Source organism: Streptomyces sp. BBFR2, from assembly GCF_044497305.1.
In the GTDB taxonomy this organism is placed as follows: domain Bacteria; phylum Actinomycetota; class Actinomycetes; order Streptomycetales; family Streptomycetaceae; genus Streptomyces.
On sequence record NZ_CP172415.1, the window covers coordinates 2,101,953 to 2,127,673 of the forward strand.

A 25,721-nucleotide genomic window follows, 5' to 3' on the forward strand; every position below is an offset into this window, starting at 1 on the left:
ACCACGGTCCGATTCCGCGCAGAGTCCTGTGCGGTGTGGGGGGTGCGGCGAGGATAGAGGCGACCGGGCGGACAGGGCGGCGCATCAGGAGCCGAGCGCGGAGAAAAGCCCCGCCACTCATCCCTTCGGGTGATACGCGGCGTTATTCGGCGCGCGCTGCCTCGGTACGTGCATCGGCGGAACCCACCGCTTCGTCAGGGGACGCGGCGGGGACATCGGCCCCGCCTCCCGCGTCCCGGGCGCCGGCGGTGCCGTCGCTCCGGGCCGCGTCATGACGGATCTGGTCGAGGACGCTGACCTCGGGGACGGTCTCACCGGCCCGGATCAGGTCGATCCGGCCCATGACCTTGGACCGCAGGTCGCTGGGGACGTCGTCATGGCCGCAGCAGCGCTTCACGAGCTTCTTGACGGCCTGTTCGAGACCGTACTTCTCCAGGCACGGCGAGCACTCGTCGATGTGCACCTGGAACTTCTCGCACTCGCCCTCCGGCATCTCACGGTCGAGATACTCGTAGAGGTGGTCGAGCACCTCGGAGCAGTCCTTGTCGTGCGGATCTCCGCAGCTCATGATCCCGAGCCTTTCCGGTCGTGCGGCTGCGGTGCCTGCGTGGCGGCCCCTGCCCCGGCCGGGACCAGCCCGCGCTCCCGGGCGTAGTCCTCCAGCATGCCGCGCAGTTGGCGCCGGCCGCGGTGCAGACGGGACATCACCGTGCCGATGGGTGTCCCCATGATGTCCGCGATCTCCTTGTACGCAAAGCCCTCGACGTCCGCGAGATAGACCGCGATGCGGAATTCCTCCGGAATGGCCTGGAGCGCCGCCTTCACATCGGAGTCGGGCAGGTGGTCGAGCGCCTGCGACTCGGCGGAGCGCAGTCCGGTGGACATGTGCGACTCGGCGCGCGCCAACTGCCAGTCCTCGATCTCCTCCGCCGCGCTGCGCTGCGGCTCACGCTGCTTCTTGCGGTAGGAGTTGATGAAGGTGTTGGTCAGGATGCGGTAGAGCCACGCCTTGAGGTTGGTGCCTTCCCGGAACTGATGGAAGGACGCGTACGCCTTGGCATACGTCTCCTGCACCAGGTCCTCCGCGTCGGCCGGGTTGCGCGTCATGCGCAGCGCGGCGGAGTACATCTGGTCCAGGAAGGTGAGGGCGTCGCGCTCGAAGCGTGCGTTGCGCTCGGCGGGGCTCTCCTTCCGGTCCGCGGTGTGCTCCTGTGCCGCGCCGTCGGTCCCTGCGTCGGTACCGGTGACCGGACCCACCTCCTCCAACACCGTGACGGATCCGGATGCGGATCCACTCGATTCGGAGAATAGACGACGTTCCCGGACCGCCGCCGCTCCAGCCGGAGCGGCCTGAGGTACCTGTGTCTGCAGCCATCGCAGATCGGCGGCCGGACGGGCGGGGCAGGCGATTCCCATGCGGCGGGCTCCCATTCCTCGTACTGCGCGAGTGGTGTACGGACGTCTTACGCCACGGTCAACAGCCACGCCCCGCGCCGCATTCCCGGCCCCCGGCGGTCTTTTCCCGGCGGGCGCCGGAGGGCGGCGGTTGACAAAGCGGCTTGCCGGTTCGGCAATAGGGGGATGACGGATGACGCGTACGAACGGGTGCTCGGCGAGGTCGGGCCACGGCTGCGGCGGCTGCGGCAGGAGCGCTCGGTGACCCTGGCCGCGCTGTCGGAGGTGACGGGCATCTCGGTCAGCACCCTCTCCCGCCTGGAGTCCGGGCGCCGCCGCGCCACCCTGGAGCTGCTGCTGCCGCTGGCCCGCGCCCATCAGGTGCCGCTGGACGAACTGGTCGGCGCCCCCGAGGTCGGCGACCCCCGGGTGCGGGCGGTGCCGCAGCGCCGGGCACACATGACGTTCGTCCCTCTGACCCGGCAACCGGGCGCCCTCCAGGCGTTCAAGCTCGTCGTCGACCCGGTCCCGGGCCCGCCCGAGCAACGCACCCACGAGGGGTACGAGTGGCTGTACGTCCTCTCGGGGCGGCTGCGGCTGCTGCTGGCCGACCGCGACGTCGAGCTGAAGGCCGGCGAGGCGGCCGAGTTCGACACCCGGCTGCCGCACTGGTTCGGGCCCGCGGACGACAAGCCGGTGGAACTGCTCAGCCTCTTCGGCCGCCAGGGCGAACGGATGCATGTCCGCGCCCGGCCCCGGGGGCGGACGGAGTGAGGGCCCGGGGCTCGTGGCACAGGGGCGCGCGGAGTGAGACCGCGAGCCGGGGCGGAGGCCGGTGAGCCCGGGGCGCGGGGCCGGGCTGCGGCCGGTGGCCGGGCCTCCCCGGCCGGACCGGCGGCGTGGAACGACACGGCGGGCGGCCGATCGGCGGCCCGGGCCGTGCGCCACCGGGCGAAGCGCCTGATCGCGCACGGCCCGGCCGAGGGCCCAGATGCCGTGGCCCCGCGGCTCAGCCGAAGAGACCGTCGAGCCACTCCGCCACGGCGTCCGTCAGCGTCGCCATCGTCGCGTCCTCGGTGACCCCGGCCCGCTTGGGGACCGCGAAACCGTGGTCGCCGTGGGGCACCTCGCGCAGCTCGGTACCGGGCGGGAACTCCTCGGGGCGCCCGAAGGGGTCCCGGTCGCCCTGGACGACGAGGACCGGTACCCCGGTGGCGGTCAGCTCGTCGGCGCGGGACCTCTCCGGACGGCCCGGCGGGTGCAGCGGGAAGCTCAGCGCGAGGACGGCGTGCGCGCCCAGTTCGCGCGCGGTGCGGCAGGCGACCCGCGCCCCCGCGCTGCGGCCGCCCGCGACGACCGGCAGCCCGGGCTTCTCCAGGGCCGGCCAGAGCGCCGTCCACCCGGCGTCGAGGGTCTTGGGGGCGGGCGCCACCTTCTTCCCGGCGACCCGCCACGGCTGTTCCACGAGCGCGACGGTGTAACCGCGGCCGGGCAGCGCGGCGGCCAGTGCCCGCAGGTCACGCGCCTCGATCCCGCCTCCGGCGCCGTGGCTCACCGCCAGCACCGCCCGGGCCGGTACGGGCGCCCGGTACCAGGTGATCCGCGCCTCGCCCACGGGCGTGGCGACCGTCTCGCTCTCGTGCTCACCGGAACTCATACGCCCATCCTGCCGCCCCGGGAACGCCGCGGCGGCGCGGGCCCGCCCCCGGACGGCGGACGGGCAGCCCCGGGGCGAGCCGGGTCGCGTACCCGGGAGCCACCCCGGAACACCTGGAAGGAGCGGCGCACCCGAGGACGCCCCCGGGGTGCACGCCCCGCTCTCCCCGGGACACCTCGGAACTCAGCACGAGGTGCCGGCCTCTTCACCTCAGAACAGGGTGCCGACCTCGGGACCGTCGAGTTCGGTGAGCAGTTCCGGGCCGTTGTTGCGGACGTTGCTGACGGCCGTCGGCACCGGGTACGCGCGCATCAGCCCGGCCGGGGGCGGGGCGAGCAGGGCGAGCAGCCCGTCGGGGTCGGTGCGGGCCGGGTCGAGCCAGGCGTCCCAGCGGTCGGGCGTCATCACCAGCGGCATCCGGGGGTGGATGTCGGCCAGCGACTGCGGCCCCTCGCCGCCGTCCGCCCCGGCCAGCGGCGTGGTCTCCGCCGCCGTCGTGAGGACCGTGCACGTCACCCACCAGGCCCGCGGATGGTCGGCGGGGAGCGTGGCGTCGCGCCAGAACTCGTACAGCCCCGCCATCGCCATCACCGAACCGTCGGCGGGCGTGACGAAGTACGGCTGCTTACGGGGGCGTTTCTTCACCCCGCGCTCCTCCAACTCGCGCTCCTCGGGGGCGGTCACCCACTCGTAGTAGCCGTCCCCGGGGAGGAGGCAGCGGCGGGCGGCGAACGCCTGCCGGAAGGAGGGCTTCTCGTGGACCGTCTCGGAGCGCGCGTTGATCATCCGCGCGGCGCCGTCCGGCGAGTTCGACCACGACGGCACCAGGCCCCAGGTCAGCGTCCGCAGTTGCCGCACCGGCATCCCCGGAGGGAACGCCTGCGCCGCGGCGCCCTTGAGGGGACGCTCCAGGACCGCCTGTACGGGGACGGTCGGGGCGATGTTGTAGTCCGGTGCGAGCGTCTCCTCGGGCACCAGATGCCCGATCCCGAAGGTCTCCGTCAGCTCCTCGGCCCCACGACTGGCCGCGTACCTGCCACACACCGCAATCCACCCCTTTGACCTGCTGCCCCACCAGGGTAGGCGGCCGGGGCGACCTGCCGGCGGCCCGGTACGGACCCGGCGCGCGGACCGCCGCCGGGCGCTCCCCCGTTCCCGCTCCGCGCCCCGCCGTGCCCCGGGTCCCACAGGCCCGCCGCGTACCGTCCCGGGGGCGTGCCACACTGCCAGGCCACACGAAGGGACGTCATGGACACCGATCGCCTCACCGACATAGGGAGCCGCGTCTTCGGGACCCAGCCCGACCCGCCGGTCTGGCTGGTGGTCGCGACGGGGGTGCTGGCACTGGCTGTCGTCCTGCCGCACCCGGCCTGGCGGCTGGCCCGGAACGCGGTGACCATCGCCCACGAGGGCGGCCACGGCCTGCTGGCGCTGCTCACCGGCCGCCGCCTGGAGGGCATCCGGCTGCACTCCGACACCTCGGGACTGACCGTCTCACGCGGCAAACCGACCGGCCTCGGCATGGTCCTGACCGCGGCCGCCGGGTACATCACCCCGTCCCTGCTGGGCCTGGCGGGCGCCGCGCTGCTGGCGGCGGGCCACATCACGGCGCTGCTGTGGGGCGCGACGCTGCTGCTCCTCGTCATGCTGGTGATGATCCGCAACGCCTACGGGGTGCTCACCGTCGTCCTGACGGGCGCCGCCTTCCTCCTCGTCTCCTGGCTGACCTCCGCCGATGTCCAGGCGGCCTTCGCCTACGCGGCGGTGTGGTTCCTGCTGCTCGGCGGCGTCCGGCCGGTGTTCGAGCTGCAGCGCAAGCGCCGCCGCGGGCCCGCGCTGCGCCCCGGGTCGCCGAGCGGTGCGCCGGACTCCGACCCCGACCAACTGGCCCGGCTCACGCACGCCCCGGCGTTCGTCTGGATCGGCTTCTTCCACGTGGTGACGGTCTGCTCGCTGTTCGGCGGCGGGCGCTGGCTGCTCGGCCTCTGACCCGCGTCCCGCGGCGGGCCTCCCGCGCCGCCGGTCCGGCCCGGACCGCCCCGAAACCGGCCCTCCCCGGGTGCGCATCCCCCGATCGTGCGCATCGCGGGCGGCGCCGGCGGCGGCGTGGCAGGACCGTTGCCTGATCAGCGCGGTGTGCGACGCAGGTACGTCGTAGTCGCACCGTTTTTGATCAAGATGGGCACCCAAGCCCAGCGATTAAAGTGAGGGCATGACCGAGAGCACCGCACTCCCCGCCCTCTGGCCCGCCCCCGTCGCGTCGGGGGCGGTCGACGCGACCGTCACCGTGCCCGGCTCGAAATCCGTCACCAACCGCGGGCTGGTGCTGGCCGCCCTCGCCGCCGAGCCCGGCTGGCTGCGCCGCCCGCTCCGCTCCCGAGACACCCTCCTGATGGCCGAGGCCCTGCGCACCCTGGGCGTCGGCATCGAGGAGACCGCCTCCTCCAGCTCCGCCGAGCCCGGTGGCGGCGAAGCGTGGCGGATCATCCCCTCCGGCCTGCGCGGCCCGGCCACCGTCGACGTCGGCAACGCCGGTACGGTCATGCGTTTCCTGCCGCCCCTCACCGCGCTCGCCGACGGCCCGGTCCGCTTCGACGGCGACCCGCGGTCGTACGAGCGCCCGCTGGGCGGGGTCATCGAGGCGCTGCGCGCCCTCGGCGCCCGGATCGACGACGACGGGCGCGGCGCGCTCCCCATGACGGTGCACGGCACCGGCGCCCTCGACGGCGGCCCGGTCGCCATCGACGCCTCCTCCTCGTCCCAGTTCGTCAGCGCGCTGCTGCTCTCGGCGCCCCGCTTCAACCAGGGCGTGGAGGTACGGCACACCGGTGCCGCACTGCCTTCCATGCCGCACATCCGGATGACGGTCGACATGCTGCGCGCCGCCGGTGCGCAGGTCGACACCCCGGAGGCGGGCGGCGAGCCCAACGTCTGGCGGGTCACCCCGGGCGCCCTGCTGGGCCGGGATCTCGTCGTCGAGCCGGACCTCTCCAACGCCCAGCCGTTCCTGGCCGCGGCGCTGGTCACCGGCGGCCGCGTCACCATCCCGGACTGGCCTGCGCACACCACGCAGCCCGGTGACGCGCTGCGCGAGATCTTCACCACGATGGGCGGCTCCTACGAACTGACCGACGCCGGGCTGACGTTCACCGGCGGCAGCGCGATCCACGGCATCGACGTCGATCTCGGCGAGGTCGGCGAGCTGACCCCCGGCATCGCCGCCGTCGCGGCCCTCGCCGACTCCCCTTCCACCCTCCGCGGCGTCGCCCACCTGCGGCTCCACGAGACGGACCGCCTGGCCGCGCTCACCCGGGAGCTGAACAACCTCGGTGGTGACGTCACCGAGACCGCCGACGGCCTGCACATCCGCCCGCGCCCGCTGCACGGCGGCGTCTTCCACACCTACGAGGACCACCGCCTGGCGACCGCCGCCGCGCTCATCGGCCTCGCCGTCGAGGGGGTGCAGGTGGAGAACGTCGCGACGACCGCCAAGACCCTCCCGGACTTCCCCGCGCTGTGGAACGCGATGCTCGACCCGGCCGTACCGGCCGCCCGGAGAGGCTGAGGGCTCCGCCGCCATGCGCCGCTACGGCAAGAACCCCGATGAGGACGACGTCCGGGTCCGCCCGAACCGCAAGGGCAACCGCCCTCGTACCAGCATCCGCCCCAAGCACGAGGACGCCAGCGAGGGCCTGGTCCTGACCGTCGACCGGGGGCGGTTGACGGTCCTCATCGACGACCGCAAGGTCACCGCGATGAAGGCCCGTGAGCTGGGCCGCAAGAGCGCCGTCGTCGGCGACCGGGTCGCGGTCGTCGGCGACCTCAGCGGCGCCAAGGACACCCTGGCCCGCATCGTGCGGGTCGAGCCGCGCACCTCCACACTGCGCCGGACGGCCGATGACGACGATCCGTACGAGCGCGTCGTCGTCGCCAACGCCGATCAGCTCGCCATCGTCACCGCCCTCGCCGACCCGGAACCGCGCCCCCGGCTCATCGACCGCTGCCTGGTGGCGGCGTACGACGCCGGGCTCGATCCGCTGCTGGTGCTGACCAAGTCGGATCTCGCCCCGGCCGATGCCCTCCTCGCCTCGTACGGCGCGCTCGGCGTCCCCTATCTCGTCACCAACCGCGACGAGCTGACCGACGGCTCCGCCGCCGACCGGGTCCGCGAGCGGCTGGCCGGGCGGATGACCGCGTTCGTCGGCCACTCCGGCGTGGGCAAGACGACGCTGGTCAACGCCCTGGTGCCGGAGCGCCGCCGGGCCACCGGCCATGTCAACGCGCACACCGGACGCGGCCGTCACACCACCACCTCCGCGCTGGCGCTGCCGCTGCCCGGCGACAGCGGCTGGGTGATCGACACCCCGGGCGTCCGCTCCTTCGGGCTGCACCACGTCGACCCGTCCCGCGTGGTGCTGGCCTTCCCCGATCTGGTGCCGGGCACCGACGGCTGCCCCCGGGCGTGCAGTCACGACGAGCCTGACTGCGCGCTGGACGACTGGGTCGCCGAGGGGCACGCCGATCCGGCGCGGCTGTACTCGCTGCGCCGGCTGCTGGCGACCCGCGAGCGACGCGAGGGCGACTGAGCCACCCAATCCCCTGCCCACCGTCCGAGGTAACTGCATAATCACACCGAAGCGGACGAAGCGGTCACCGACTGACGGAGGCAATGGATATGGCGTGGCTGCTCGTCGTGGTGGCGGGTCTCCTGGAGACCGGCTTCGCGGTCTGCCTCAAGCTGTCGCACGGCTTCACCCGCCTCTGGCCGACCATCGCGTTCGCCGCGTTCGCCCTCGGCAGCTTCGGTCTGCTGACCCTGTCCCTGCGGAAGCTGGACGTCGGCCCGGCGTACGCGGTGTGGACGGGCATCGGCGCCGCCGGCACCGCCCTCTACGGCATGGTCTTCCTCGGCGACCTCGTCTCCACCCTGAAGCTCGTCTCCATCGGCTTCGTCATCATCGGCGTGATCGGCCTGCAACTGTCGGGGTCGGCGCACTGATCTGCGGCGCCCGGCGGCCGGTCCTTCCCGGGCCGCGCTCTCCGGAGGCAGGCCGCCGGAATCGCATCGCCCGGGGGCGCGCCCTCCGGTCCGCCGCGCGGGGCCGCGCCCCCGGTCCTCACCGTCCGACCTGCGCCGCCCGGGGACGCGCCGGGCCCGCCACCCGCTCCCGGTGCCACATCCTCCGGCCCACCGCCCGGCCGGACCGGAGCCGCGCCGCCGGCCACTCGCCCCGCCATGCCCCCAGGTCAGCCGCCCGAGCCGCCCCTTCCCCATGCCCCGGCGAACACCCCCCTCACCAACCGCGCCACCATCTCGCTCTCCGCGTCCCCGCCACCGCCCGCCCCGGCCGTACGAGTACCGCTCCGGCCAGGCCCCGCCCGGGCGGACTCCGGCACGGCCGCCCCCGCAGGCGCGACCACGCAGGAGAGGGTGAGCCGGGCGGCCGCCTCGCACGCGGCGTCCAGCGCGGGCAACTCCTCGTCCGGCCAGTGCGGGGCCAGCGCCGCCACCGCGCGCTCCCGGAACCGCCCGACGAGATCGGCCGGCCCGAGAGGCGTCCCCTCCCCCGCGTCCGTCCCTCCCGACCACTGCGCCGGGACGGACCGCCGTACGCCACGGCGTCGCACCGGAGGGGGCCCGGCCACGGTCCGGGGCGGCAAACGATCTCCCCAGCAGCCGGTCAGCACCGCCCTGACCAGTGGGTTCACCCGGGCCGTACGGAGCGTCCAGGTGGCGGCAGCGGCGACCCGGTCCGCCCCGTCACCGGGCGGACCGGCCGGCGCACCGGGCCGGGCGGACGCACCGCCGAGCCCCGCAGGCCCGCCCGGGGTCCCGTTCAACGCCCGCTCGACCCCCGCCAGATAGGCATCCGTCTCGCGGCGTACCAGCGCGCGGGCCAGCCCGTCCTTGCTGCCGAACTCGTTGTAGAGGGTCTGCCGGGAGACCCGGGCGGCGGCCGCCACATCGACCATCCGCACCACCGCCCAGGGCCGGTCCGCGAGCGCCGCGTAGGCGGCGTCGAGCAGGACCTCCCGCGCTGTCGGCATCGTCGCCTCCCCTGCGTGACGGGGCGTGTGCGCACAGAATTGAGGCGCCGTCAGGGAGTGTCAAGGGGCGCCGCGTGCGGCCGTCCGGGGCCTATCCGCCCCGCGGAGCCCGACCATGTGGCTGTCCGCGTATACCAGTAGATACTGTTCGTACATGCCCGACTATCACGATGATCTCCGTCTCGGACACGTTCTCGCGGACGCCGCCGACGCCGCCACCATGGAGCGGTTCAAGGCGCTCGACCTCAAGGTGGAGACCAAACCGGATATGACCCCGGTGAGCGAGGCGGACAAGGCCGCCGAGGAGCTGATCCGCGGTCATCTCCAGCGGGCCCGGCCGCGCGACTCCGTCCTCGGCGAGGAGTTCGGCACCACCGAGGGCACCGGCCCGCGCCGCTGGATCATCGACCCGATCGACGGCACCAAGAACTACGTCCGCGGGGTCCCGGTCTGGGCCACGCTGATCGCGCTGATGGAGCGGGGCTCGGGCGGCGACCGCCCGGTCGTCGGCATCGTCTCCGCCCCCGCCTTGAACCGCCGCTGGTGGGCGGCCGAGGGACTCGGTGCCTTCACCGGCCGCAGCCTGACCTCCGCCAGCCGCCTGCGCGTCTCCGAGGTCGGCAGCATCCGGGACGCCTCGTTCGCGTACTCCTCGCTGACCGGCTGGGAGGAGCGCGACAAACTGCACGGCTTCCTCGACCTGAGCCGCGACTGCTGGCGCACCCGCGCGTACGGCGACTTCTGGCCCTACATGATGGTCGCCGAGGGCTCGGTGGACATCTGCGCGGAGCCGGAGCTGTCACTGTGGGACATGGCGGCGTGCGCCGTCGTCGTGCAGGAGGCCGGCGGCCGCTTCACCGGCCTGGACGGCAGGCCCGGCCCGCACAGCGGCAACGCCGCGGCCTCCAACGGCCTGCTCCACGACGACCTGCTGTCGTACGTGGGCGACGCCCGCGGCTGACGCCGCAGCCGGCGCGGAACGCGCGAAGAGGCCGGAGCCCCATGGCATCCGGCCTCTTCGGCTGGTACGGCAAGCGGGTGGCCGCCCGCGCACGGGCCGCCCCCGGAGGGAGACGACCCGGGCGCGAGGTGGCCGGTCAGCCGCGCAGGGCCTGGACCGCGGCGTCGAGCCGCTTGCCGTAGTCCGCGTCCGCCTTGCGGAAGTTGTCGATCGCGCGCTGGGCGATGTCATCGCGGGAGACCTTGGCGATGAAGCCCGCGAGGTTGCCCACCAGCCGCTCCTTCTCCTCCTCCGACATCAGCCGGTAGAGGTTGCCCGCCTGGACGAAGTCGTCGTCCTCGGCGTGCGAGGGAGCCGCGCTCTCACCGGTGGTGCCGGCGAGCTGGAAGGGCTCCCACAGCGCCCGGCCGGTCTGGGCGGGGCCGCCGAAGCTGTTCGGCTCGTAGTTCTTCGTGCCCGCGTGGCGGCCGTCGTACAGGACGCCGTCCCGGCTGTGGGTGCGCGCCTCGGTGGCGTGCGGGCGGTTGACCGGCAGGTGGTCGGCGTTGATGCCGACGCGGTAGCGGTGCGCGTCGCCGTACGCGAAGAGACGGCCCTGGAGCATCTTGTCGGGCGAGGGACCGATGCCCGGCACGAAGTGGTGCGGGGAGAAGATCGACTGCTCGACCTCGGCGAAGATGTTCTGCGGGTTGCGGTTCAGCTCCAGCTTGCCGATCTCGATGACCGGGTAGTCCGCGTGCGGCCACACCTTGGTGAGGTCGAACGGGTTGAAGCGGTAGTTCGCGGCCTCGGCGGCGGGCATGATCTGCACGCCGACCGTCCAGCTCGGGAAGTCGCCGCGCTCGATGGACTCCCGCAGGTCACGCTGGTGGCTGTCGGGGTCCTCACCGGCGAGCTTGGCGGCCTCCTCACTGGTGAGGTTCTTGATCCCCTGGTCGGTCTTGAAGTGGTACTTGACCCAGAAGACCTCGCCCGCCTCGTTGCTCCACTGGAAGGTGTGCGAGCCGAAACCGTCCATGTGACGGTACGAGGCCGGGATACCGCGGTCACCGAAGAGCCACGTCACCTGGTGCGTCGCCTCGGGTGACAGACCCCAGAAGTCCCAGACGTTGTCCGCCTCCTGCGAGCCGGTGTACGGGTCGCGCTTCTGGGTGTGGATGAAGTCGGGGAACTTGATGGCGTCCTTGATGAAGAACACCGGGGTGTTGTTACCGACGAGGTCGTAGTTGCCCTCCTCGGTGTAGAACTTCAGCGCGAAACCACGCGGGTCACGCACCGCGTCGGCCGCGCCGAGGTTGCCCGCGACGGTCGAGAAACGCAGGAACGTCTCGGTCTGCTTACCGATCTCGGAAAGGAACTTCGCGCGGGTGTACTTCGTCACGTCCGCGGTGACGGTGAAGGTGCCGTACGCGCCTGCGCCGCGGGCGTGGACGATGCGCTCCGGGATCCGCTCGCGGTTGAAGTGGGCGAGCTTCTCGATCAGGAGCTGGTCCTGGATCAGTCCGGGTCCACCCAGGCCGGCCGTCTCGCTGTTCTGGTTGTCCGCAACCGGAGCTCCGGACTCCGTGGTCAGCGGTCCCGTGGTGCTCTCTACCGACACGTGCGCCTCCTGAAGTCTGCTACCTGCCCTTGGCTTGCGCCGTCGCCGATCCTACATTGGACATTGTCTAAGTCAAGAAGGGGCCGAGAGTCGTACCTGATCCGGTGATGGACGGTGCACTGTTACCCTGGGCGTATCTGACTGATAGGTGAATGGCATGAGTGACCTGCTGGAACGGCTTCGGGACCGCGGCTGGCGACTGACCGCGCAGCGACGCGTGGTGGCCGAGGTACTGGACGGCGACCACGTCCACTACACCGCCGACGAGGTGCACGCCCGCGCGACCGAACGGCTCCCCGAGATCTCCCGCGCCACCGTCTACAACACCCTCGGCGAACTGGTCTCGCTCGGCGAGGTACTGGAAGTCAGCACGGACGGCCGCGCCAAGCGCTACGACCCCAACGCCCACCACGACCACCAGCACCTGGTGTGCTCGCGCTGCGGCACCATCCGGGACGTCCACCTCCACGGCGACCCGCTCTCCGCACTCCCCGAGCCCGAGCGGTACGGCTTCCAGGTCTCCGAGGTGACGGTCACCTACCGGGGCCTGTGCCCCACCTGCGCCGCCACTTCCTGAGCACCGCGGGCCCGCCCCCGTCCGGGCCGCCCCGCCACCTTGATCGGCTCGCACCCGCCCGGGTGCGGGCCCGTTGTCATGCCCGCCCGGCGTGCGACAGCCTCCACGCATATATGACGAAGGCCCGGATTCTCGAAAGAATCCGGGCCTGCGTCTTCAGTAGCGGGGACAGGATTTGAACCTGCGACCTCTGGGTTATGAGCCCAGCGAGCTACCGAGCTGCTCCACCCCGCGTCGTTGTGATGTTTACTCTAGACCCACGTCGACGACCAGCGCAAATCCGCTTCCCCGGAGGTGCCCCCGGACCGTCGCCCCGGGGGCACCCGCGCAGCGGGCCCGCCCCCGGGAGACACCGTCAGGCGCTCAGTTCCTCCTGGAGCGCGGCGCGCAGCCGGGCCGCACGCTCGGCGACCTCCGGCGGCCCCAGCTCCACGGCGCGCGCGCACCACGTCCCGGCCTCGGCGAGCGCCCCGCGCCGCGCGGCCAGCAGTGCCAGCCGGAGCGCGGCCCGGCCGTGGCCGTCACGGGCCGCGCGCTGCCACCACAGGGCGGCCTCGGGCAGGCTGCCCTCGCGGGCCAGGAGTAGTCCGAGGTTGAAAGCGCCGTTACGGCTGCCTGCCTCGGCGGCGGCGCGGTACCAGCGGGCCGCCTCGACCGTCTCCCCCCGGGCCGCCGCGAACATGCCAACCCGTACCTGGGCGCGGCGGTGCCCCTGGGCGGCCGCCTTCTCGTACCAGCGGCTGGACTCCGCGTCCGGCGTCCGCGCCTGCCCCGTGGGCCAGGGGTCGTCGGGGTCCGTGGTCTCCGCGGCCCGGCGGTCCAGCAGGTCGGCGAGGCGGAACGCCGCCTCCGCGCTGCCGCCGTCCGCCGCGCACCGCAGATTGCGCTCCGCCGCCTCGTCCTCACCGTCCCGCTGCTGCGCGATCGCGACCTGGAGCGCCGCCTCGGTGTGCCCGGCCGCGGCCGCCCGCTCGTACCAGATCTGCGCGGCGCGCTCGCTGCCGCGCCCGGCGAACAGGATGCCGAGGTTGAACGCCGCGTCCACACTGCCGGCCTCGGCCGCCTTGGAGAACCACGGTTCGGCGCCGGCCGCGTCGCCACGCTGGAGCAGCAGGATGGCCAGCGCGTTGGCGGCCTCGCGGTGCCCGGCGTACGCGGCGCGGCGGTACCACTGCTCACCGCGCCCGGCCCGGCCCTGCTCGGCGCAGAGCAGCCCGAGGTTGTAGGCGCCGTTGACGTCGCCCGCGTCGAGCGCCGCGCGGTACCAGCGCTCCGCGGTCTGCAGCTCTCCGCGGTCGGCGTGGAGCGCGCCCAGGGCGTTGGCGGCGTTGCCGTCGCCGTCCTGGGCGGCGCGGCGCCACCATTCCGCGGCGCTCTCGGTGTCCCCCGCGTCGCGGAGCAGGAAGCCGAGCGCGCAGGCGGCCTTCGGCTCGCCGTCCTGGGCGGCGGAGAGGTACCAGCGGCCCGCCTCCTGGACGTCGCCGCGTTCCTCCAGCAACGTGCCGAGTTGGAGCGCCGCGCGCCGGTGCCCGCGCGCGGCGGCCTGGCGGTACCACTGCTCGGCCTCGGCCTCGCGGCTCAGCTCGCCGTAAGCCGTCGCGGTACGCCCGTCCGCGCCGCGCCCCTCCTCGACGAGCCGGGCGAGGCGGTAGGCCGCCTCGCGGTGCCCGCGCTCGGCCGCGGTGCGGAACCAGCGCTCGGCACCGACGTCCCCGCGGTGTTCGAGCAGGTCGGCGAGGGCGTACGCGCCCAGGCAGTGGCCCGATTCGGCGGACTGGCGCAGCCAGTACTCGGCGGCGGGCTCGTCGCCGCGCTCACGGTGGTGGCGGCCGAGGGCGTGTGCGGCGGCGGCGGAACCGGCGACCGCGGCGATCCGCCACCAGCCGGCCGCCTCGTCCGTGTATCCCCTCTGGTGCAGCAGTACGCCGAGGTTGTTCGCGGCCGCGCGGTCGCCCGCGACGGTCGCGGAGCGCAGGTGCGGCTCGGCTCCGTCGAGGTCTCCGCGGCGCAGCAGCAGCGCGCCCAGTGCGCTCATCGCCGCGGTGTCACCGGCCTCGGCGGCACGGCGGTGACCGGATTCGGTCACCGCCTCCGACGCCTCGGCCGCTTCCGCGGCGTCCATCTCGTCCATCGGCAACTCGGATGTGCGCCCTTCGTCGGGCGCGTGCACAAACCGGTCCGTCTCCAACAACCTTGCCTTGTCCCCCATAAGAGCCATCGTCGCACCACCCGTAACCCTCGTACACCTGGTATACAGCACCCGGCGAGGTCACTTCAGCGTTTTGTCGACTTCCCGACACAACGACTTGCCAAACTCGAGCACACAGGTTCCCCACATCGACCGTTCGACCCGGCCGCACGCAGGGAGAACGCGGTCGCGCCGGACGGGTACCCGGTGCGACCGCGTTCATGACGAAGGCCCGGATTCTCTGAGGAATCCGGGCCTTCGTCTTCAGTAGCGGGGACAGGATTTGAACCTGCGACCTCTGGGTTATGAGCCCAGCGAGCTACCGAGCTGCTCCACCCCGCGTCGTTGTGTCCTCAACCTACCACGGCGCGGGGTGGGGTCCTGCACGGGCTCCATCCGACGTCCGCCGGGCCCGGTGGCCGCCGGGGAGACCGGCGGCCACCACGGGTGGCGGAGGGGGGTCAGCCGCCCGAGCCGCCGCTCTTCCTGTCCGCCTTCTTCTCGGCGGCGGCGGCGCGGTCCAGCGCCTCCTTGAGCTTCTTCTGCGCCTCGCCGTACGCGCTCCAGTCGCCGTCGACCCGGGCTTTCTCGCCCGCCTCGTACGCCTTCTGCGCGTCGGTCAGCGCCTCCTGCACCGTCTGGTCGGACGGTGGCTGGGGCGTCTCGCCGCCGGCGGGCGGTTCCTCGCCCGGTGTGGTGCTGGTCGGTGCCTTCTTGCCGAAGACGACGTCCAGCGCGTCCTTGAGGGAGTTCTCCAGAACGGGCTTGTTGTCGCCGTAGCTCACCAGCACCTTCTTCAGGAGCGGGTAGTTGGTGTTGGCGCCGCGCAGGTAGACCGGCTCGACGTAGAGCAGACCGCCGTCCAGTGGCACGGTCAGCAGATTGCCGTACTCGATCTCCGAGTCGCCGAACTTCTTGAGGATGTTCAGTTCGTTGGCGATCTGCGGATCGGAGTTGAACTTCGACTGCACCAGTTGCGGTCCCGGCACCGGTGTCTCCGACGGCAGTTTCAGAATTCTGATCTTGCCGTAGTCGCCGCTGGTGGCGTTCGCGTCGACCGCCATGAACGCGCCGAGGTTGTCCCTCTTGTTGGGCGTGAACGTCGTCGTCAGCGAGAACGTCTGATCCTTCTGGTCCGGCATCTTCATGCTCAGGTAGTACGGCGGCACGGAGTTGCCCGACTTGTTGGTCGGATCGTTGGGGATCTGCCAGCGCTCGGAGCCGGTGTAGAAGGTGCCCGGGTCCGTGACGTGGTACGTCGTCAGCAGTTGCCGCTGGACCTTGAAGAGGTCCTGCGGGTAGCGCAGGTGCTCCATCAACTGCGGGCTGATCGCGCTGCGCGGCTCGACCGTCCCGGGGAAGGACTTCATCCAGGTCTTGAGGACCGGGTCCGCCTTGTCCCACTGGTAGAGCTTGACGGTGCCGTCGTACGCGTCGACCGTCGCCTTCACGGAGTTGCGGATGTAGTTGACCTGGTTCTGCTGGGCCATCACCGCCCGCTGTCCGTTGGTGAGCGAGTCGGCGGTGGTGTCGCCGAGGGTGGTCCGCGAGGCGTACGGATAGCCGTTGCTGGTGGTGTACGCGTCGACGATCCACTGGACGCGGCCGTTGATGACCGCGGGGTAGGCGTCGCCGTCGATGGTCAGCCACGGCGCGACCGCCTCGACGCGCTCCTTGGGCGTGCGGTTGTAGAGGATCTTCGAACCGTCGCCGATGGCGCCGGAGTAGAGGATCTGCGGCTCACCGAACGCCACCGCGTAGGCGGCGCGGTTGATCGGGTTGGAGAGGCTGACGCCGCTCTTGCCCTGGTAGGTGTAGCTCTTCTCGCCGCTGTCGTCGGAGTAGTCCAGCTCCTTCTGCGGACCGCCGACGATGGAGTACTGCGTGGTCTTCTCGCCGTAGTAGATCCGCTGCTCGTACTTGGGCAGCCGGCCCTTGGACGGCAGGTCGGACTCGGTGTACTTGGGGCCGCCGCCCTCGGAGGTCTCGGTGCCCTTCGCCGCCACGGCGCCGTAGCCGTGGGTGTACTTGAAGTGGTCGTTGATCCAGTTGCGCTCGGGGATACCGGCGATGTTCAGCTCGCGCAGACCGATGACGGTGTCCTGCTCGGCGCCGTCCTTGTCCTTGTAGCGGTCGACGTCGAGGGTGGAGGGGAACTGGTAGTAGCCGCGCACCTGCTGCTGTTGCTGGAACGCCGGGGAGACGACGTTCGGGTCGAGCAGCCGCATGCTGGCGGTGGTGTCGGCGTTGTCCCGGAGCTTCTGGCTCTCGGCCTTGCTGCCGGGCTGGTAGTCGCCCTTGTAGCCGGTGACCTCCGAGTTCTGGATGTCGTACGCGTCCCGCGTCGCCTTGATGTTCTGCTTGATGTACGGCGCTTCCTTGGCCTGCTCGTTCGGCTGGACCTGGAACTTCTGCACGATCGCCGGGTAGAGCCCGCCGATCAGCACCGCCGAGAGGACCATCAGGCCGAAGCCGATGACCGGAAGCTGCCAGGTCCGGCGCCACAGGGTCGCGAAGAACAGCACCGCGCAGATCGCCGCGATGAAGAACAGGATCGTTTTCGCCGGGAGGTAGGCGTTGGCGTCGACGTACCGCAGGCCCGTCCAGCCGTCGGCGGAGCGCAGCCCGCTCGACTTCACGGCGAGGCCGTAGCGGTCGAGCCAGTACGCGATGGCCTTGAGCGAGACGAAGATGCCCAGCAGCACCGACAGATGGCCGGTGGCCGCGGCGGTCGCGCGCGAGCCGGGGCTGGTGAGCCGCAGTCCGCCGTAGAGGTAGTGGGTGAGCGCGGCGGCGACCAGACAGAGCACCGCGGCGGCGAAGCCGAAGCTCAGCAGGGTGCGGTACCAGGGCAGGTCGAAGGCGTAGAACGCGACGTCCTTGCCGAACTGCGGGTCCTTCTGGCCGAAGGGCACGCCGTTGATCCACTGCAGCCAGGTGCGCCACTCACCGGAGGCGGAGGCTCCGGCGACCAGTCCGACGACCGTGGAGATCGCCAGCAGCACCCACTTCTTGAAGGGCGCCAGGCTCATGCGGTAGCGGTCCAGGCTCTGCTGCTCCATGGACATCGCGCTGAGCGGTGGCCGCAGGCGGTGGGCCAGCCAGATGTTCACGCCGACGACCACGGCCATCAGCACACCGAAGACGGCGAAGAGGCCGATCTTCGTCCACAGGGTGGTGGTGAAGACGGAGGCGTACTTCACCGAGCGGTACCAGAGCCAGTCGGTCCAGAAACCGGAGAACATCACAAAGAGCATGGCCAGGACGGCCAGTACGCCCACCGTCATGAATAGGGTCCGGGCCCGCCGCGACGGCCGGCCGACTCTCATCCGCGGCCCGGTGGGGCCTCCGCCGCGGTCCGGCATCTGGAAAGCCAAGGTGCGCACCTCGAAGATCGCTGTCGTGTGGAACAGGCCCGGAGATAGTAGGACCCACTGAACCAACTTACGAAGGCTTTACCCGGTTCCCGATTTCCGGGGTTCACAAGGCACGATGTGAAACATGACGAACCTCCCCGTGGACGGCACCCCGCTCGCCGCCTCTCCGCTGACCCGCGCGGTACTCGAGATCGACGAGTACAGCGCCGGACTGGGCTGGGACCAGCCCGCCCGCCTCTTCGCTCTCGTGGACTCCGCCAAACTGCGGGAACAGGAGCCCGCACTCGCCTCCCAACTCGGCATCGACGACGACGCGGCCGCGTCGCTGACCCCCGTCGAACAGGACGAGATCCCCGCCGGGACCCCGCTCGACGAATTCCTCGCCACCATCGCCTGGCCGGACGCGGTCGCCGGGTGCGCGCTGACCGTGGAGCGGCTGATGCTGCCGCCGTCGGCCGAGGACGCGGTGCCCGCGGGCCTGGACGAGAAGCAGCTCGCCGCGTGGGTGGCCGAGCACCCGGACCGTCAGGAGGTCCGGATGACGGTGGCGGTGCTGCGCGACGGCGCCCGCGAGTCGGCGCTGCGGCTGCGCGAGAAGGACGCGACGTCCGAGGTGCTGACGGGCGCCTCGCTGGTGCCGGGCCTCGCGGACGCGCTGGCGGCGACGTTCGAGGCGTGACCCGGGGCGTCCGGCGTACGGGGTGACTCCCCCGTACGCCGGACGCGGCCGCGGGGCGCGCCCGCGGCGCCCCTGGCGCGCGATGCCCTCAGTGGGACGGGGAGCAGCTCGGCAGCCCCTCGGGGTGCCCGCTGCTGATCTTCTGCAGCGCCTTGACGGCGTCACCTATGGTGTCGACCTTGACGAGGGTGAGCCCCTCGGGGGTGTCCTTCGCGGCGGAGGCGCAGTTGTCCTTCGGCGTGAGGAAGTACTCGGCGCCCTTGGCCCGCGCACCGACCGTCTTCATCGAGATACCGCCGATCGGGCCGACCTTGCCCTCGTCGTCGATGGTGCCGGTGCCGGCGATGAACTTGCCGCCGGTGAGGTTCTGCTCGCTGAGCTTGTCGACGATGCCGAGGGCGAACATCAGCCCGGCGCTGGGGCCGCCCACATCGGCGAGCTTGACGTCGATGGTGAACGGGAAGACGTGGTCGACGCCCGCCTGGATACCGACGAGGGCGCGGCCGTCGGCCTTCACCGTCGGGACCGTGATGTCCTTGCGGCCGCTCTCGGGCCGCTTCCCCTTCTTCTCGTCCGCCGCCGCGTTCTTGGCGGGGATGACTGTGAAGACGACCTTGTCCCCGGGCTTGTGACGGGTGACGAGCTTGGTGACGTCGTCCCTCGCCTTCACCGGCGTACCGTCCACGGCCTTGATCACATCGCCGGCGTGCAGCAGGCCGTCGGCCGGCTTGCCCTTGAGTACGGAGGCGACGACGGTCTGGGTGGCGACGGGGATGTCGAGCTGCTTCAACGCCGCGACCTTGGCGCTCTCCTGGGACTGGGAGAACTCCTCGGCGTTCTCCTGGTCGGCCTGCTCGGCGGTCTGCCCCTCGGGGTAGAGCGTCTTGTGCGGGACGACGGCGGCGTCGGGGTCGAGCCAGCCGTAGACCGCTTCCAGGAGATTCATGGTGTAGTCGGGGCCGGTGACGCGGACGGTCGTCATGTTGAGGTGACCGGTCGTCGGATACGTCTTGTGGCCGGAGACGCGCAGCACCGGCTGGCCGTCGTGGTCGCCAAGGGTGTTGACGGTGGGGCCCGGTGACATCTCGGCGTACGGCACGGGAATGAGCACCCCGGCGCAGAGCAGCGCGATCAGCATCAGTGTCGAGGCGAGCAGCGTCGCGGTGCGGCGTGGCATGGAACGACAGTACGGGACGGGTATGACAACCGGCTCGCGGGGCCGTCCGTACGAGGCGGTCGGCCGACGGCCGCCCGCCGCCCGGAGGTTCCGGTGCGGCGGGCGGCTGCCGGGTCAGACCAGATCGGATCCGGAGTGCTCGCGCTCCATCGCGGCCCGGAAGCGTTCGTATCCGGCGAGTTCCGCGATGTCACCGCCGCTCTTGCGGTTGCGTTGTGCCCAGGTGCTCCACAGGACGGCGGCGAGCGCGGCGAGAACCGGAATCAACAGCCAGAGGAGCGCACCCATAGTGGCCTCCTGAAAATGTCCCACCGCGATCGACGAATAAGCAGATTAACCATCTGCCAGCTCAACGCTCACGCCAGGGGGCGGGTTACGCAACCGGAATCCACCCACCCGGTCGGCTCCGTGCCCGGGGGCCGTCCGGGCGGTGTGCCGGAGCCGGGTGCGTGGTCCGGGGTGCGCTCAGGCGCCGACCCACTCCTCGGTGCCGTCGGAGAACGTCTGGTGCTTCCAGATCGGCACCGTCGCCTTGAGGTCGTCGATCAGCCTGCGGCACGCGGCGAACGCCTCGGCGCGGTGCGGGCAGGAGACCGCGACGACGACGGCGAGATCGCCGACGGCCAGGTCACCGACGCGGTGGACGGCGGCCAGCGCGCGGACCGGGAAGTCGGCGGCGACCTTCTCGGCGACCCGCCGCAGCTCCGCCTCGGCCGTGGGGTGCGCGGAATAGCCGAGCCCGTCGACGTCGGTGCCGCCGTCGTGGGAGCGGACCGTGCCGACGAACAGCGCGGTGCCGCCCGCCGCGGCGTCGCCGACGGCGGCGAACACCTCGTCGACGGAGAGCGGCGTCTCGCGGATCGCCAGCAGCCGGACGGGGTCGGCCGCCGCCCGCTCTCCGGGGTGGTCACGGCCTGGGGTCGGGGTGACGTGCGTGCCAGACATGCCGCCATCGTGCCGCACCGCGCCCCGGAACGGGAATGGCCGTTTCCCCCGGGCGCGGGGCGCACCCGCTTGGAGGGTCCTACAGGTACGCCTGGGGACACCGCGCCCGGTGGGCCCGGTCGGACCCGGTGGGCCCGGTCGGACCCGGCGGGCCCGGTCAGATCCGGCGGCGGGCCTTCCGGGCGCGGCGGACCAGCGCGGCGGTGCCCAGGAGGGCGACGGTCGCACCGGCGGCGCCGGCGGCGGTGGCGTCCTTGCGGCCCAGGCGGCGTCCGGCGACGGTGTGCCGTCCGGCGACCTCCTCCAGCAGCTCGGCGAGGACCTCCTCGTTGGTCCACCGGGGCCGCCAGCCCGCCTCGTGCAGCCGGCTGCCGCTGACCACCCAGGGGTGCATGGTGTACGCGAGGTCCCCGGCGGGCGAGGGGGTCAGCCCGATGCGGTGCAGCCGGGCCGCGGCGCCCAGGGCGACCGAGGACGGCAGCTCCATGCGCCGGATGCCGGACAGCTCCTCGACCTCTTCCTGGTCCAGCCAGCCGTCGCAGCCGACCGCCAGCTCGCCCTCGACCTTCTCCAGGGCCGCGTACTCCAGGGCGCCGACCAGGTCCTCGACGTGGCAGAACTGCCAGGCGGGGCGGGATCCGGCGACGACCAGGAGGCGCGGCGACTCGAAGTAGCGGGTCAGCGCGGTGTCGGTGCCGCCGACGAGGACGGCGGGCCGGACGACGGTGCAGTTCAGGCCGGGGTGGGCGCGGGGCGCGCGCTGGGCGAGGCGTTCGATCTCCAGGAGGTCGCCGACCCCGGTGGCGTCGGCGGTGGCCCGGAGCTCGGCGTCCTCGGCGAGCGGGATGTCGTTGTCGGGCAGCGCGCCGTAGACCATCGCGGAGGTGCAGAGCACGACGCGGTGCACCCCGGCGGCGGCCGCGGCGGTCAGGACGGTCTGGGTGCCGCGGACGTTGTAGGCGGTGCGGGCGGCGGCGTCGGACTCCAGGTCGAGGTCGAGCGCGAGGTGCACGACGACGTCGGCGCCCTGGAGTTTCCCGGCGATGGCCGGGTCCCGGATGTCCAGGACGTGCCAGTGGGCCTCGGGGACGTCGCCGCGCCGCTCGTCGATGGCGATGACCTGCTTGACCTCGTCGGATGCGACCAGGGCACGGGTCAGCAGCGCGCCGACGCCGGTCGCGGCTCCGGTGACGGCGATGACGGGGCGGCGGCCGGGCCGCGGGGCCGGATCTTCGGTGCCGCGTCCGGTCTGCGGGGTCGGGGCGTCAGCGTTTCGCGCTGCGCGAACGGTCGGATCTGGGGAACTCACCGGGCGTCTCCAGCGGTTGTCTTCAGTACGTATGCGTACCGGCGCGTACGTACAGGTGGCGTCCATCCTGCCGCAGGCGTCCCGACAGCGGAGCACCGAGCCCCGAAGCTCTCGGGGTGTCTAGGCTGGAGGGTGATGTCGGGCAGCCGCCGTCGGCCCGGGGCCGGCGGCCCTACGAGCCGAGGAAACCCGTGAGTGACACCCCATTCGGATTCGGCCTTCCGCCGGAGGAGCCGGAGGACGGCGACAACGGCAAGAAGAAGGGCGGCCAGGGAGGTAGCCAGGGCCCCGCGGACCCGTTCGGGTTCGGCGGCGGGAGCGGTGGCGCGGACAACCCGTTCGCGGCGCTCTTCGGCGGCATGGGCGGCCCGGAGGGCCAGATGAGCCCCGGCGACCTGGGCGCCGCCTTCCAGAAGCTGGGCCAGATGCTCTCGTACGAGGGCGGGCCGGTGAACTGGGAGATGGCCAAGGACATCGCGCGGCAGACGGTCGCGCAGGGTACCGAGGAAGGCGGCAAGGACGCCTCCGTCTCGCCGGGTGAGCGCACCGCGGTCGAGGAGGCGGTCCGCCTGGCCGACCTGTGGCTGGACGGTGTGACGTCGCTGCCGTCGGGTGCCGGGACGGTCGTGGCGTGGAGCCGGGCGGAGTGGGTCGAGGAGACCCTGCCGGTCTGGAAGGACCTGGTGAATCCGCTCGCGGAGCGTGTCGGGTCGGCGATGGGCGATGTGCTGCCCGGTGAGATGCAGGCCATGGCGGGTCCGCTGCTGGGCATGATGCGCTCCATGGGCGGCGCGATGTTCGGCACCCAGATCGGGCAGGCGCTGGGCGTCCTGGCGGGCGAGGTCGTCGGCTCCACGGACGTGGGGCTGCCGCTGGGTCCGGCGGGGAAGGCCGCGCTGCTGCCCAAGAACATCGCGACGTTCGGCTCCGGTCTCGGCGTGCCCGAGGAGGAGGTGCGGCTCTACCTGGCGCTGCGGGAGGCCGCCCACCAGCGGCTTTTCGCCCATGTGCCGTGGCTGCGCTCGCATCTGTTCGGCGCCGTTGAGGGGTACGCCCGGGGCATCAAGGTCGACACCTCGAAGCTGGAGGACGTCGTCGGCCAGATCGACCCGCAGCACCCCGAGGAGCTGCAGAACGCCCTTCAGCAGGGCATGTTCCAGCCGGAGGACACCCCGGAGCAGAAGGCCGCGCTGGCGCGGCTGGAGACGGCGTTGGCGCTGGTCGAGGGCTGGGTGGACGCGGTGGTGCACGCCGCCGCGGCGCCGCATCTGCCGTCCGCGGACGCGCTGCGGGAGACGCTGCGGCGACGCCGGGCGACCGGTGGTCCGGCGGAGCAGACGTTCTCCACGCTGATCGGGCTCCAGCTTCGGCCGCGGCGGCTGCGGGACGCCTCCCGGCTGTGGGCGTCGCTGACGGACGCCCGGGGTCTGGAGGGCCGCGACGCCCTGTGGGCGCACCCGGACATGCTGCCGACCGCCGCCGATCTCGACGATCCGGACGGCTTCGTCCACCACGAGCAGATGGACTTCTCCGAGCTGGACAAGATGCTGGGCGACGCGGCGAGCGGCGCCGAGGACCCGCGGAAGCCGCAGGCGGACGGCGGGTCCGGTACGGACGGCGAGGGTGACGCGAAGGGCGACGGCGGCCGATGAGCCTGCACGACGAGGCGGTGCGGGCGCTCAAGGAGTGGTCCGCACCGTCGCCCACGCAGGAGAAGCTGCGGCTGGCGTACCTGGAGCATCTGGCCGCGCACCCCGACGGTACGGGCAAGCCCTGCCGGGCGGGGCATCTGACGGCGAGCGCGCTGGTCATCGACCCGGCGGGCGGGCGGGTGCTGCTGACGCTGCACCGCAAGCTGAAGATGTGGCTGCAGATGGGCGGCCACTGCGAGCCGGAGGACGCCACGCTGGCGGACGCGGCGCTGCGCGAGGCGCGCGAGGAGTCCGGCATCACGCGGGGGCTGGAGCTGCTGCCCGGCGGTCCGGTGCGGCTGGACCGCCATCACACGCCGTGCGCCTGGCATCTGGATGTGCAGTACGCGGCGGTGGTGCCCGCGGGGGCGGTGGCCCGGATCAGCGACGAGTCGCTGGATCTGCTGTGGTTCGGCTATGACGAGGTCGCGGCGGTCGCCGATGACTCGGTGGTACAGCTGATGGAAGGCGCGCGGGCGCTGCTGTAGGGGACGGAGCCGGCCCCTGGCCGCCGTGCGTCGTGTGCCGCACGGCGGGTGGCGGTGGCCTGGCCGACCGCCGCCGGTCGTACCGGCCGCCGCCGGAACGTCGGGCTCCGCGGCCGGAGGTCCGGGCCCGGGTGGCGTCGCCGTCCCGGGCCCGGACCTGTGCCGTCAGTTGGTGAAGATGTTGCCCTGGTTGTGGCCGCGGGCGCCCTGCTGGCCCATGCCGAACTGGGCGGCGAGACCGGAGCCGATGACGGCGTTCTGCGGCGGGAGCAGTTCGCTGGGCTGGACCAGGGCGTATCCCTGGCCGAGGAAGCTCAGCTCCCAGCCCTCGCCGGTGTTGCCACGGCGCCGCCAGACGCCGGAGGAGTGCGTCTGGGCCTGCATCTGGACGCGCAGCGAAGCGGACCAGGCGACGACCGCGTCGGCGTCGGCGTTGACGTAGGTCTCCGGGGTGACCGGCAGCATCAGCGGCTGGCCGGAGGTCATGAGGACGACCTTGCCCTGGCCTGAGATGTTGAGCTGGTATTTGCCGGTGCCGGAGATGCCGTACTGGCTGTCGACGGAGACGGCGTCCCAGTGGAGACCGGAGTCGAGCGCCAGGACGTAGCTGCTGTCGACGGTGAGGCCCTGGTGGTCGACGTCGAGGATGTGGACGTACTGGGCGAGGTTGGCGAGGTAGACGGTGCCCTGGCCGGAGATGCGCATCAGGTCCAGGCCCTCGCCGGTGACGGCGCGGGTGCGGTGCTGGCCCTGGGTCTGGTAGTCGCCCTCGAATTCGAGAAGTCCCTGGTAGGCGACCATGGCGCCCTTGCGGGCGAGGAGGTCCTCGTGCCCTTCGAGGGCGACGCGCAGCAACTGGGAGTTCTGCAGCGCGTAGCGGTCCTGGGTCTGCGCCTCGGTGTGGGCGAAAAGCGGGCTCTGCATGTTCCTCGGTCCCCCTTCAGCCCCGGGCCCGGAGCCGGTCGGTGCTGTCCTCGCTGGGCTGGACGACGACGAAACCCTGGCCGGAGAAGCCGAGTTGGTACGCCTCGCCGCTGCCGCGTCCGATCATCGAGGACGCCTTGAAGCTGCGCTTGCCCTTCATCTTCAGGTTGGTCGACCAGGCCACGAGGGCGTCGGGGTCGACGTACGTCTCGTCCTCGCCGCGTCCGCAGTCGACGACGATGGGGGTGCCGCGGGAGGTGAGGGCGACCCAGCCGGTGCCGGATATGCCGACGTTGAACAGCCCCTGACCGGCGAACTTGGCCATGCCCTTGACGCGTTGGACACCCCACTGGAGCTGGGCGTCGAGGGCGAGGAGGTTGGTGCCGCTGACGGACAACGACTCGCCGTTGAGGTGGATGCAGACGACGTCGGCGCCGTAGTCGGCGAGGTAGAGGACGCCGTCGCCGCTGCACTTCATCAGCGGGGCGCCCTCGCCGGTGATCCACTGGGAGGCCATCTGCCGGACGGCCGGCGGGTTGGGCTCGTACTGGATGAAGCCCTCGTAGGCGATCATCGATCCGGTGCGGGCGTAGACGTCGTGGCCGCTCTGCATGGCGATCTTGGCCATGGCGCTGCCGTGGTTCTCCATGCGGGCGGCGGGCGGGGTCGGGGCGTAGCCCGACAGCTGCTGCTGGGTCATGATGG

The 25,721-nt window shown here is 72.2% G+C and carries 24 protein-coding genes and 2 tRNA genes; 10 read left to right on the forward strand and 16 right to left on the reverse strand.

The features are described 5' to 3' along the window. Window positions 1-142 precede the first annotated feature (142 nt). A complete protein-coding gene (rsrA, locus tag ACGH2B_RS07715; RefSeq protein WP_399086084.1) occupies window positions 143-568 on the reverse strand; it encodes a mycothiol system anti-sigma-R factor in 426 nt (141 codons plus the stop codon). Beyond that, window positions 565-1,257 (reverse strand): sigma-70 family RNA polymerase sigma factor, encoded by a 693-nt coding sequence (locus ACGH2B_RS07720; RefSeq protein ID WP_399096799.1) that lies wholly within the window; start codon window positions 1,255-1,257, stop codon window positions 565-567. Before ACGH2B_RS07720 ends, rsrA begins: the two co-directional genes overlap by 4 nt. Window positions 1,258-1,581: 324 nt before the next feature. Between ACGH2B_RS07720 and ACGH2B_RS07725 the strand changes: the two genes are divergently transcribed. Beyond that, on the forward strand, window positions 1,582-2,169 hold the full coding sequence (locus ACGH2B_RS07725) for a helix-turn-helix domain-containing protein (RefSeq protein ID WP_399086087.1): 588 nt from the start codon (window positions 1,582-1,584) through the stop codon (window positions 2,167-2,169). A 235-nt stretch (window positions 2,170-2,404) separates the two neighbouring features. On the opposite strand, the gene ACGH2B_RS07730 is transcribed toward ACGH2B_RS07725, so the two are convergent. Beyond that, complete coding sequence (locus ACGH2B_RS07730) at window positions 2,405-3,052, reverse strand: alpha/beta family hydrolase (protein WP_399086090.1); 648 nt, start codon at window positions 3,050-3,052, stop codon at window positions 2,405-2,407. Between the two features lie 210 nt (window positions 3,053-3,262). After that, window positions 3,263-4,096 (reverse strand): SOS response-associated peptidase, encoded by an 834-nt coding sequence (locus ACGH2B_RS07735; RefSeq protein WP_399086093.1) that lies wholly within the window; start codon window positions 4,094-4,096, stop codon window positions 3,263-3,265. 204 nt (window positions 4,097-4,300) lie between these two features. Here ACGH2B_RS07735 and ACGH2B_RS07740 point away from each other — a divergent pair, with 204 nt between their 5' ends. From ACGH2B_RS07740 to ACGH2B_RS07755, 4 genes are all read left to right on the forward strand, one after another. Next, window positions 4,301-5,041, forward strand: coding sequence for a M50 family metallopeptidase (locus ACGH2B_RS07740; protein WP_399086096.1), 741 nt, complete (start codon window positions 4,301-4,303; stop codon window positions 5,039-5,041). Window positions 5,042-5,264: 223 nt separating this feature from the next. After that, the gene (aroA, locus tag ACGH2B_RS07745) at window positions 5,265-6,617 is read left to right on the forward strand and encodes a 3-phosphoshikimate 1-carboxyvinyltransferase (RefSeq protein ID WP_399086098.1); all 1,353 of its coding nucleotides are present in this window, start codon (window positions 5,265-5,267) and stop codon (window positions 6,615-6,617) included. A 13-nt stretch (window positions 6,618-6,630) separates the two neighbouring features. Beyond that, window positions 6,631-7,638: a ribosome small subunit-dependent GTPase A gene (gene rsgA, locus ACGH2B_RS07750; protein WP_399086101.1), complete on the forward strand. Its 1,008-nt coding sequence runs from the start codon at window positions 6,631-6,633 to the stop codon at window positions 7,636-7,638. Window positions 7,639-7,727: 89 nt separating this feature from the next. After that, window positions 7,728-8,051: a DMT family transporter gene (locus ACGH2B_RS07755; protein WP_399086104.1), complete on the forward strand. Its 324-nt coding sequence runs from the start codon at window positions 7,728-7,730 to the stop codon at window positions 8,049-8,051. 248 nt (window positions 8,052-8,299) lie between these two features. Here ACGH2B_RS07755 and ACGH2B_RS07760 read toward each other — a convergent pair whose 3' ends face one another. After that, window positions 8,300-9,100 carry a TetR/AcrR family transcriptional regulator gene (locus ACGH2B_RS07760; protein WP_399086107.1) on the reverse strand — a complete coding sequence of 267 codons (801 nt, stop codon included), beginning with the start codon at window positions 9,098-9,100 and terminating at the stop codon, window positions 8,300-8,302. 154 nt (window positions 9,101-9,254) lie between these two features. On the opposite strand from ACGH2B_RS07760, the gene hisN reads away from it, so the two are divergent. Beyond that, the gene (gene hisN / locus ACGH2B_RS07765) at window positions 9,255-10,061 is read left to right on the forward strand and encodes a histidinol-phosphatase (protein ID WP_399086110.1); all 807 of its coding nucleotides are present in this window, start codon (window positions 9,255-9,257) and stop codon (window positions 10,059-10,061) included. 136 nt (window positions 10,062-10,197) lie between these two features. On the opposite strand, the gene ACGH2B_RS07770 is transcribed toward hisN, so the two are convergent. After that, complete coding sequence (locus ACGH2B_RS07770; RefSeq protein WP_399086113.1) at window positions 10,198-11,661, reverse strand: catalase; 1,464 nt, start codon at window positions 11,659-11,661, stop codon at window positions 10,198-10,200. Between the two features lie 157 nt (window positions 11,662-11,818). Between ACGH2B_RS07770 and ACGH2B_RS07775 the strand changes: the two genes are divergently transcribed. After that, a complete protein-coding gene (locus ACGH2B_RS07775) occupies window positions 11,819-12,238 on the forward strand; it encodes a Fur family transcriptional regulator (RefSeq protein ID WP_399086115.1) in 420 nt (139 codons plus the stop codon). 160 nt (window positions 12,239-12,398) lie between these two features. Here ACGH2B_RS07775 and ACGH2B_RS07780 read toward each other — a convergent pair. From ACGH2B_RS07780 to ACGH2B_RS07795, 4 genes are all read right to left on the reverse strand, one after another. Continuing rightward, window positions 12,399-12,472 (reverse strand) — tRNA-Met (locus ACGH2B_RS07780). A 121-nt stretch (window positions 12,473-12,593) separates the two neighbouring features. Then, window positions 12,594-14,456, reverse strand: coding sequence for a tetratricopeptide repeat protein (locus ACGH2B_RS07785; RefSeq protein ID WP_399086118.1), 1,863 nt, complete (start codon window positions 14,454-14,456; stop codon window positions 12,594-12,596). A gap of 238 nt (window positions 14,457-14,694) precedes the next feature. Then, window positions 14,695-14,768 (reverse strand) — tRNA-Met (locus ACGH2B_RS07790). Window positions 14,769-14,887: 119 nt separating this feature from the next. Next, window positions 14,888-17,713 (reverse strand): UPF0182 family protein, encoded by a 2,826-nt coding sequence (locus ACGH2B_RS07795; RefSeq protein ID WP_399086121.1) that lies wholly within the window; start codon window positions 17,711-17,713, stop codon window positions 14,888-14,890. A gap of 214 nt (window positions 17,714-17,927) precedes the next feature. Between ACGH2B_RS07795 and ACGH2B_RS07800 the strand changes: the two genes are divergently transcribed. Beyond that, a complete protein-coding gene (locus ACGH2B_RS07800; RefSeq protein WP_399086124.1) occupies window positions 17,928-18,482 on the forward strand; it encodes a PPA1309 family protein in 555 nt (184 codons plus the stop codon). 88 nt (window positions 18,483-18,570) lie between these two features. Here ACGH2B_RS07800 and ACGH2B_RS07805 read toward each other — a convergent pair whose 3' ends face one another. From ACGH2B_RS07805 to ACGH2B_RS07820, 4 genes are all read right to left on the reverse strand, one after another. Beyond that, entirely contained in the window at window positions 18,571-19,659 is a 1,089-nt protein-coding gene (locus tag ACGH2B_RS07805; RefSeq protein ID WP_399086127.1) for a PDZ domain-containing protein, read from the reverse strand. A 114-nt stretch (window positions 19,660-19,773) separates the two neighbouring features. Further along, window positions 19,774-19,947 (reverse strand): hypothetical protein, encoded by a 174-nt coding sequence (locus tag ACGH2B_RS07810; RefSeq protein WP_399086130.1) that lies wholly within the window; start codon window positions 19,945-19,947, stop codon window positions 19,774-19,776. 177 nt (window positions 19,948-20,124) lie between these two features. Continuing rightward, window positions 20,125-20,604, reverse strand: coding sequence for a molybdenum cofactor biosynthesis protein MoaE (locus tag ACGH2B_RS07815; protein WP_399086133.1), 480 nt, complete (start codon window positions 20,602-20,604; stop codon window positions 20,125-20,127). Between the two features lie 157 nt (window positions 20,605-20,761). Then, window positions 20,762-21,913: an SDR family oxidoreductase gene (locus ACGH2B_RS07820; RefSeq protein ID WP_399086136.1), complete on the reverse strand. Its 1,152-nt coding sequence runs from the start codon at window positions 21,911-21,913 to the stop codon at window positions 20,762-20,764. 191 nt (window positions 21,914-22,104) lie between these two features. Between ACGH2B_RS07820 and ACGH2B_RS07825 the strand changes: the two genes are divergently transcribed. Continuing rightward, window positions 22,105-23,565, forward strand: a complete 1,461-nt coding sequence (locus ACGH2B_RS07825; protein ID WP_399086139.1) for a zinc-dependent metalloprotease — start codon at window positions 22,105-22,107, stop codon at window positions 23,563-23,565. Continuing rightward, window positions 23,562-24,092 carry an NUDIX hydrolase gene (locus tag ACGH2B_RS07830; protein ID WP_399086142.1) on the forward strand — a complete coding sequence of 177 codons (531 nt, stop codon included), beginning with the start codon at window positions 23,562-23,564 and terminating at the stop codon, window positions 24,090-24,092. Before ACGH2B_RS07825 ends, ACGH2B_RS07830 begins: the two co-directional genes overlap by 4 nt. Window positions 24,093-24,257: 165 nt before the next feature. Here ACGH2B_RS07830 and ACGH2B_RS07835 read toward each other — a convergent pair whose 3' ends face one another. Together ACGH2B_RS07835 and ACGH2B_RS07840 are read right to left on the reverse strand one after the other, a co-directional pair. After that, window positions 24,258-25,016: an AIM24 family protein gene (locus ACGH2B_RS07835; RefSeq protein ID WP_399086145.1), complete on the reverse strand. Its 759-nt coding sequence runs from the start codon at window positions 25,014-25,016 to the stop codon at window positions 24,258-24,260. Between the two features lie 16 nt (window positions 25,017-25,032). Next, window positions 25,033-25,716, reverse strand: coding sequence for an AIM24 family protein (locus ACGH2B_RS07840; RefSeq protein ID WP_399086148.1), 684 nt, complete (start codon window positions 25,714-25,716; stop codon window positions 25,033-25,035). Window positions 25,717-25,721: the final 5 nt, after the last annotated feature.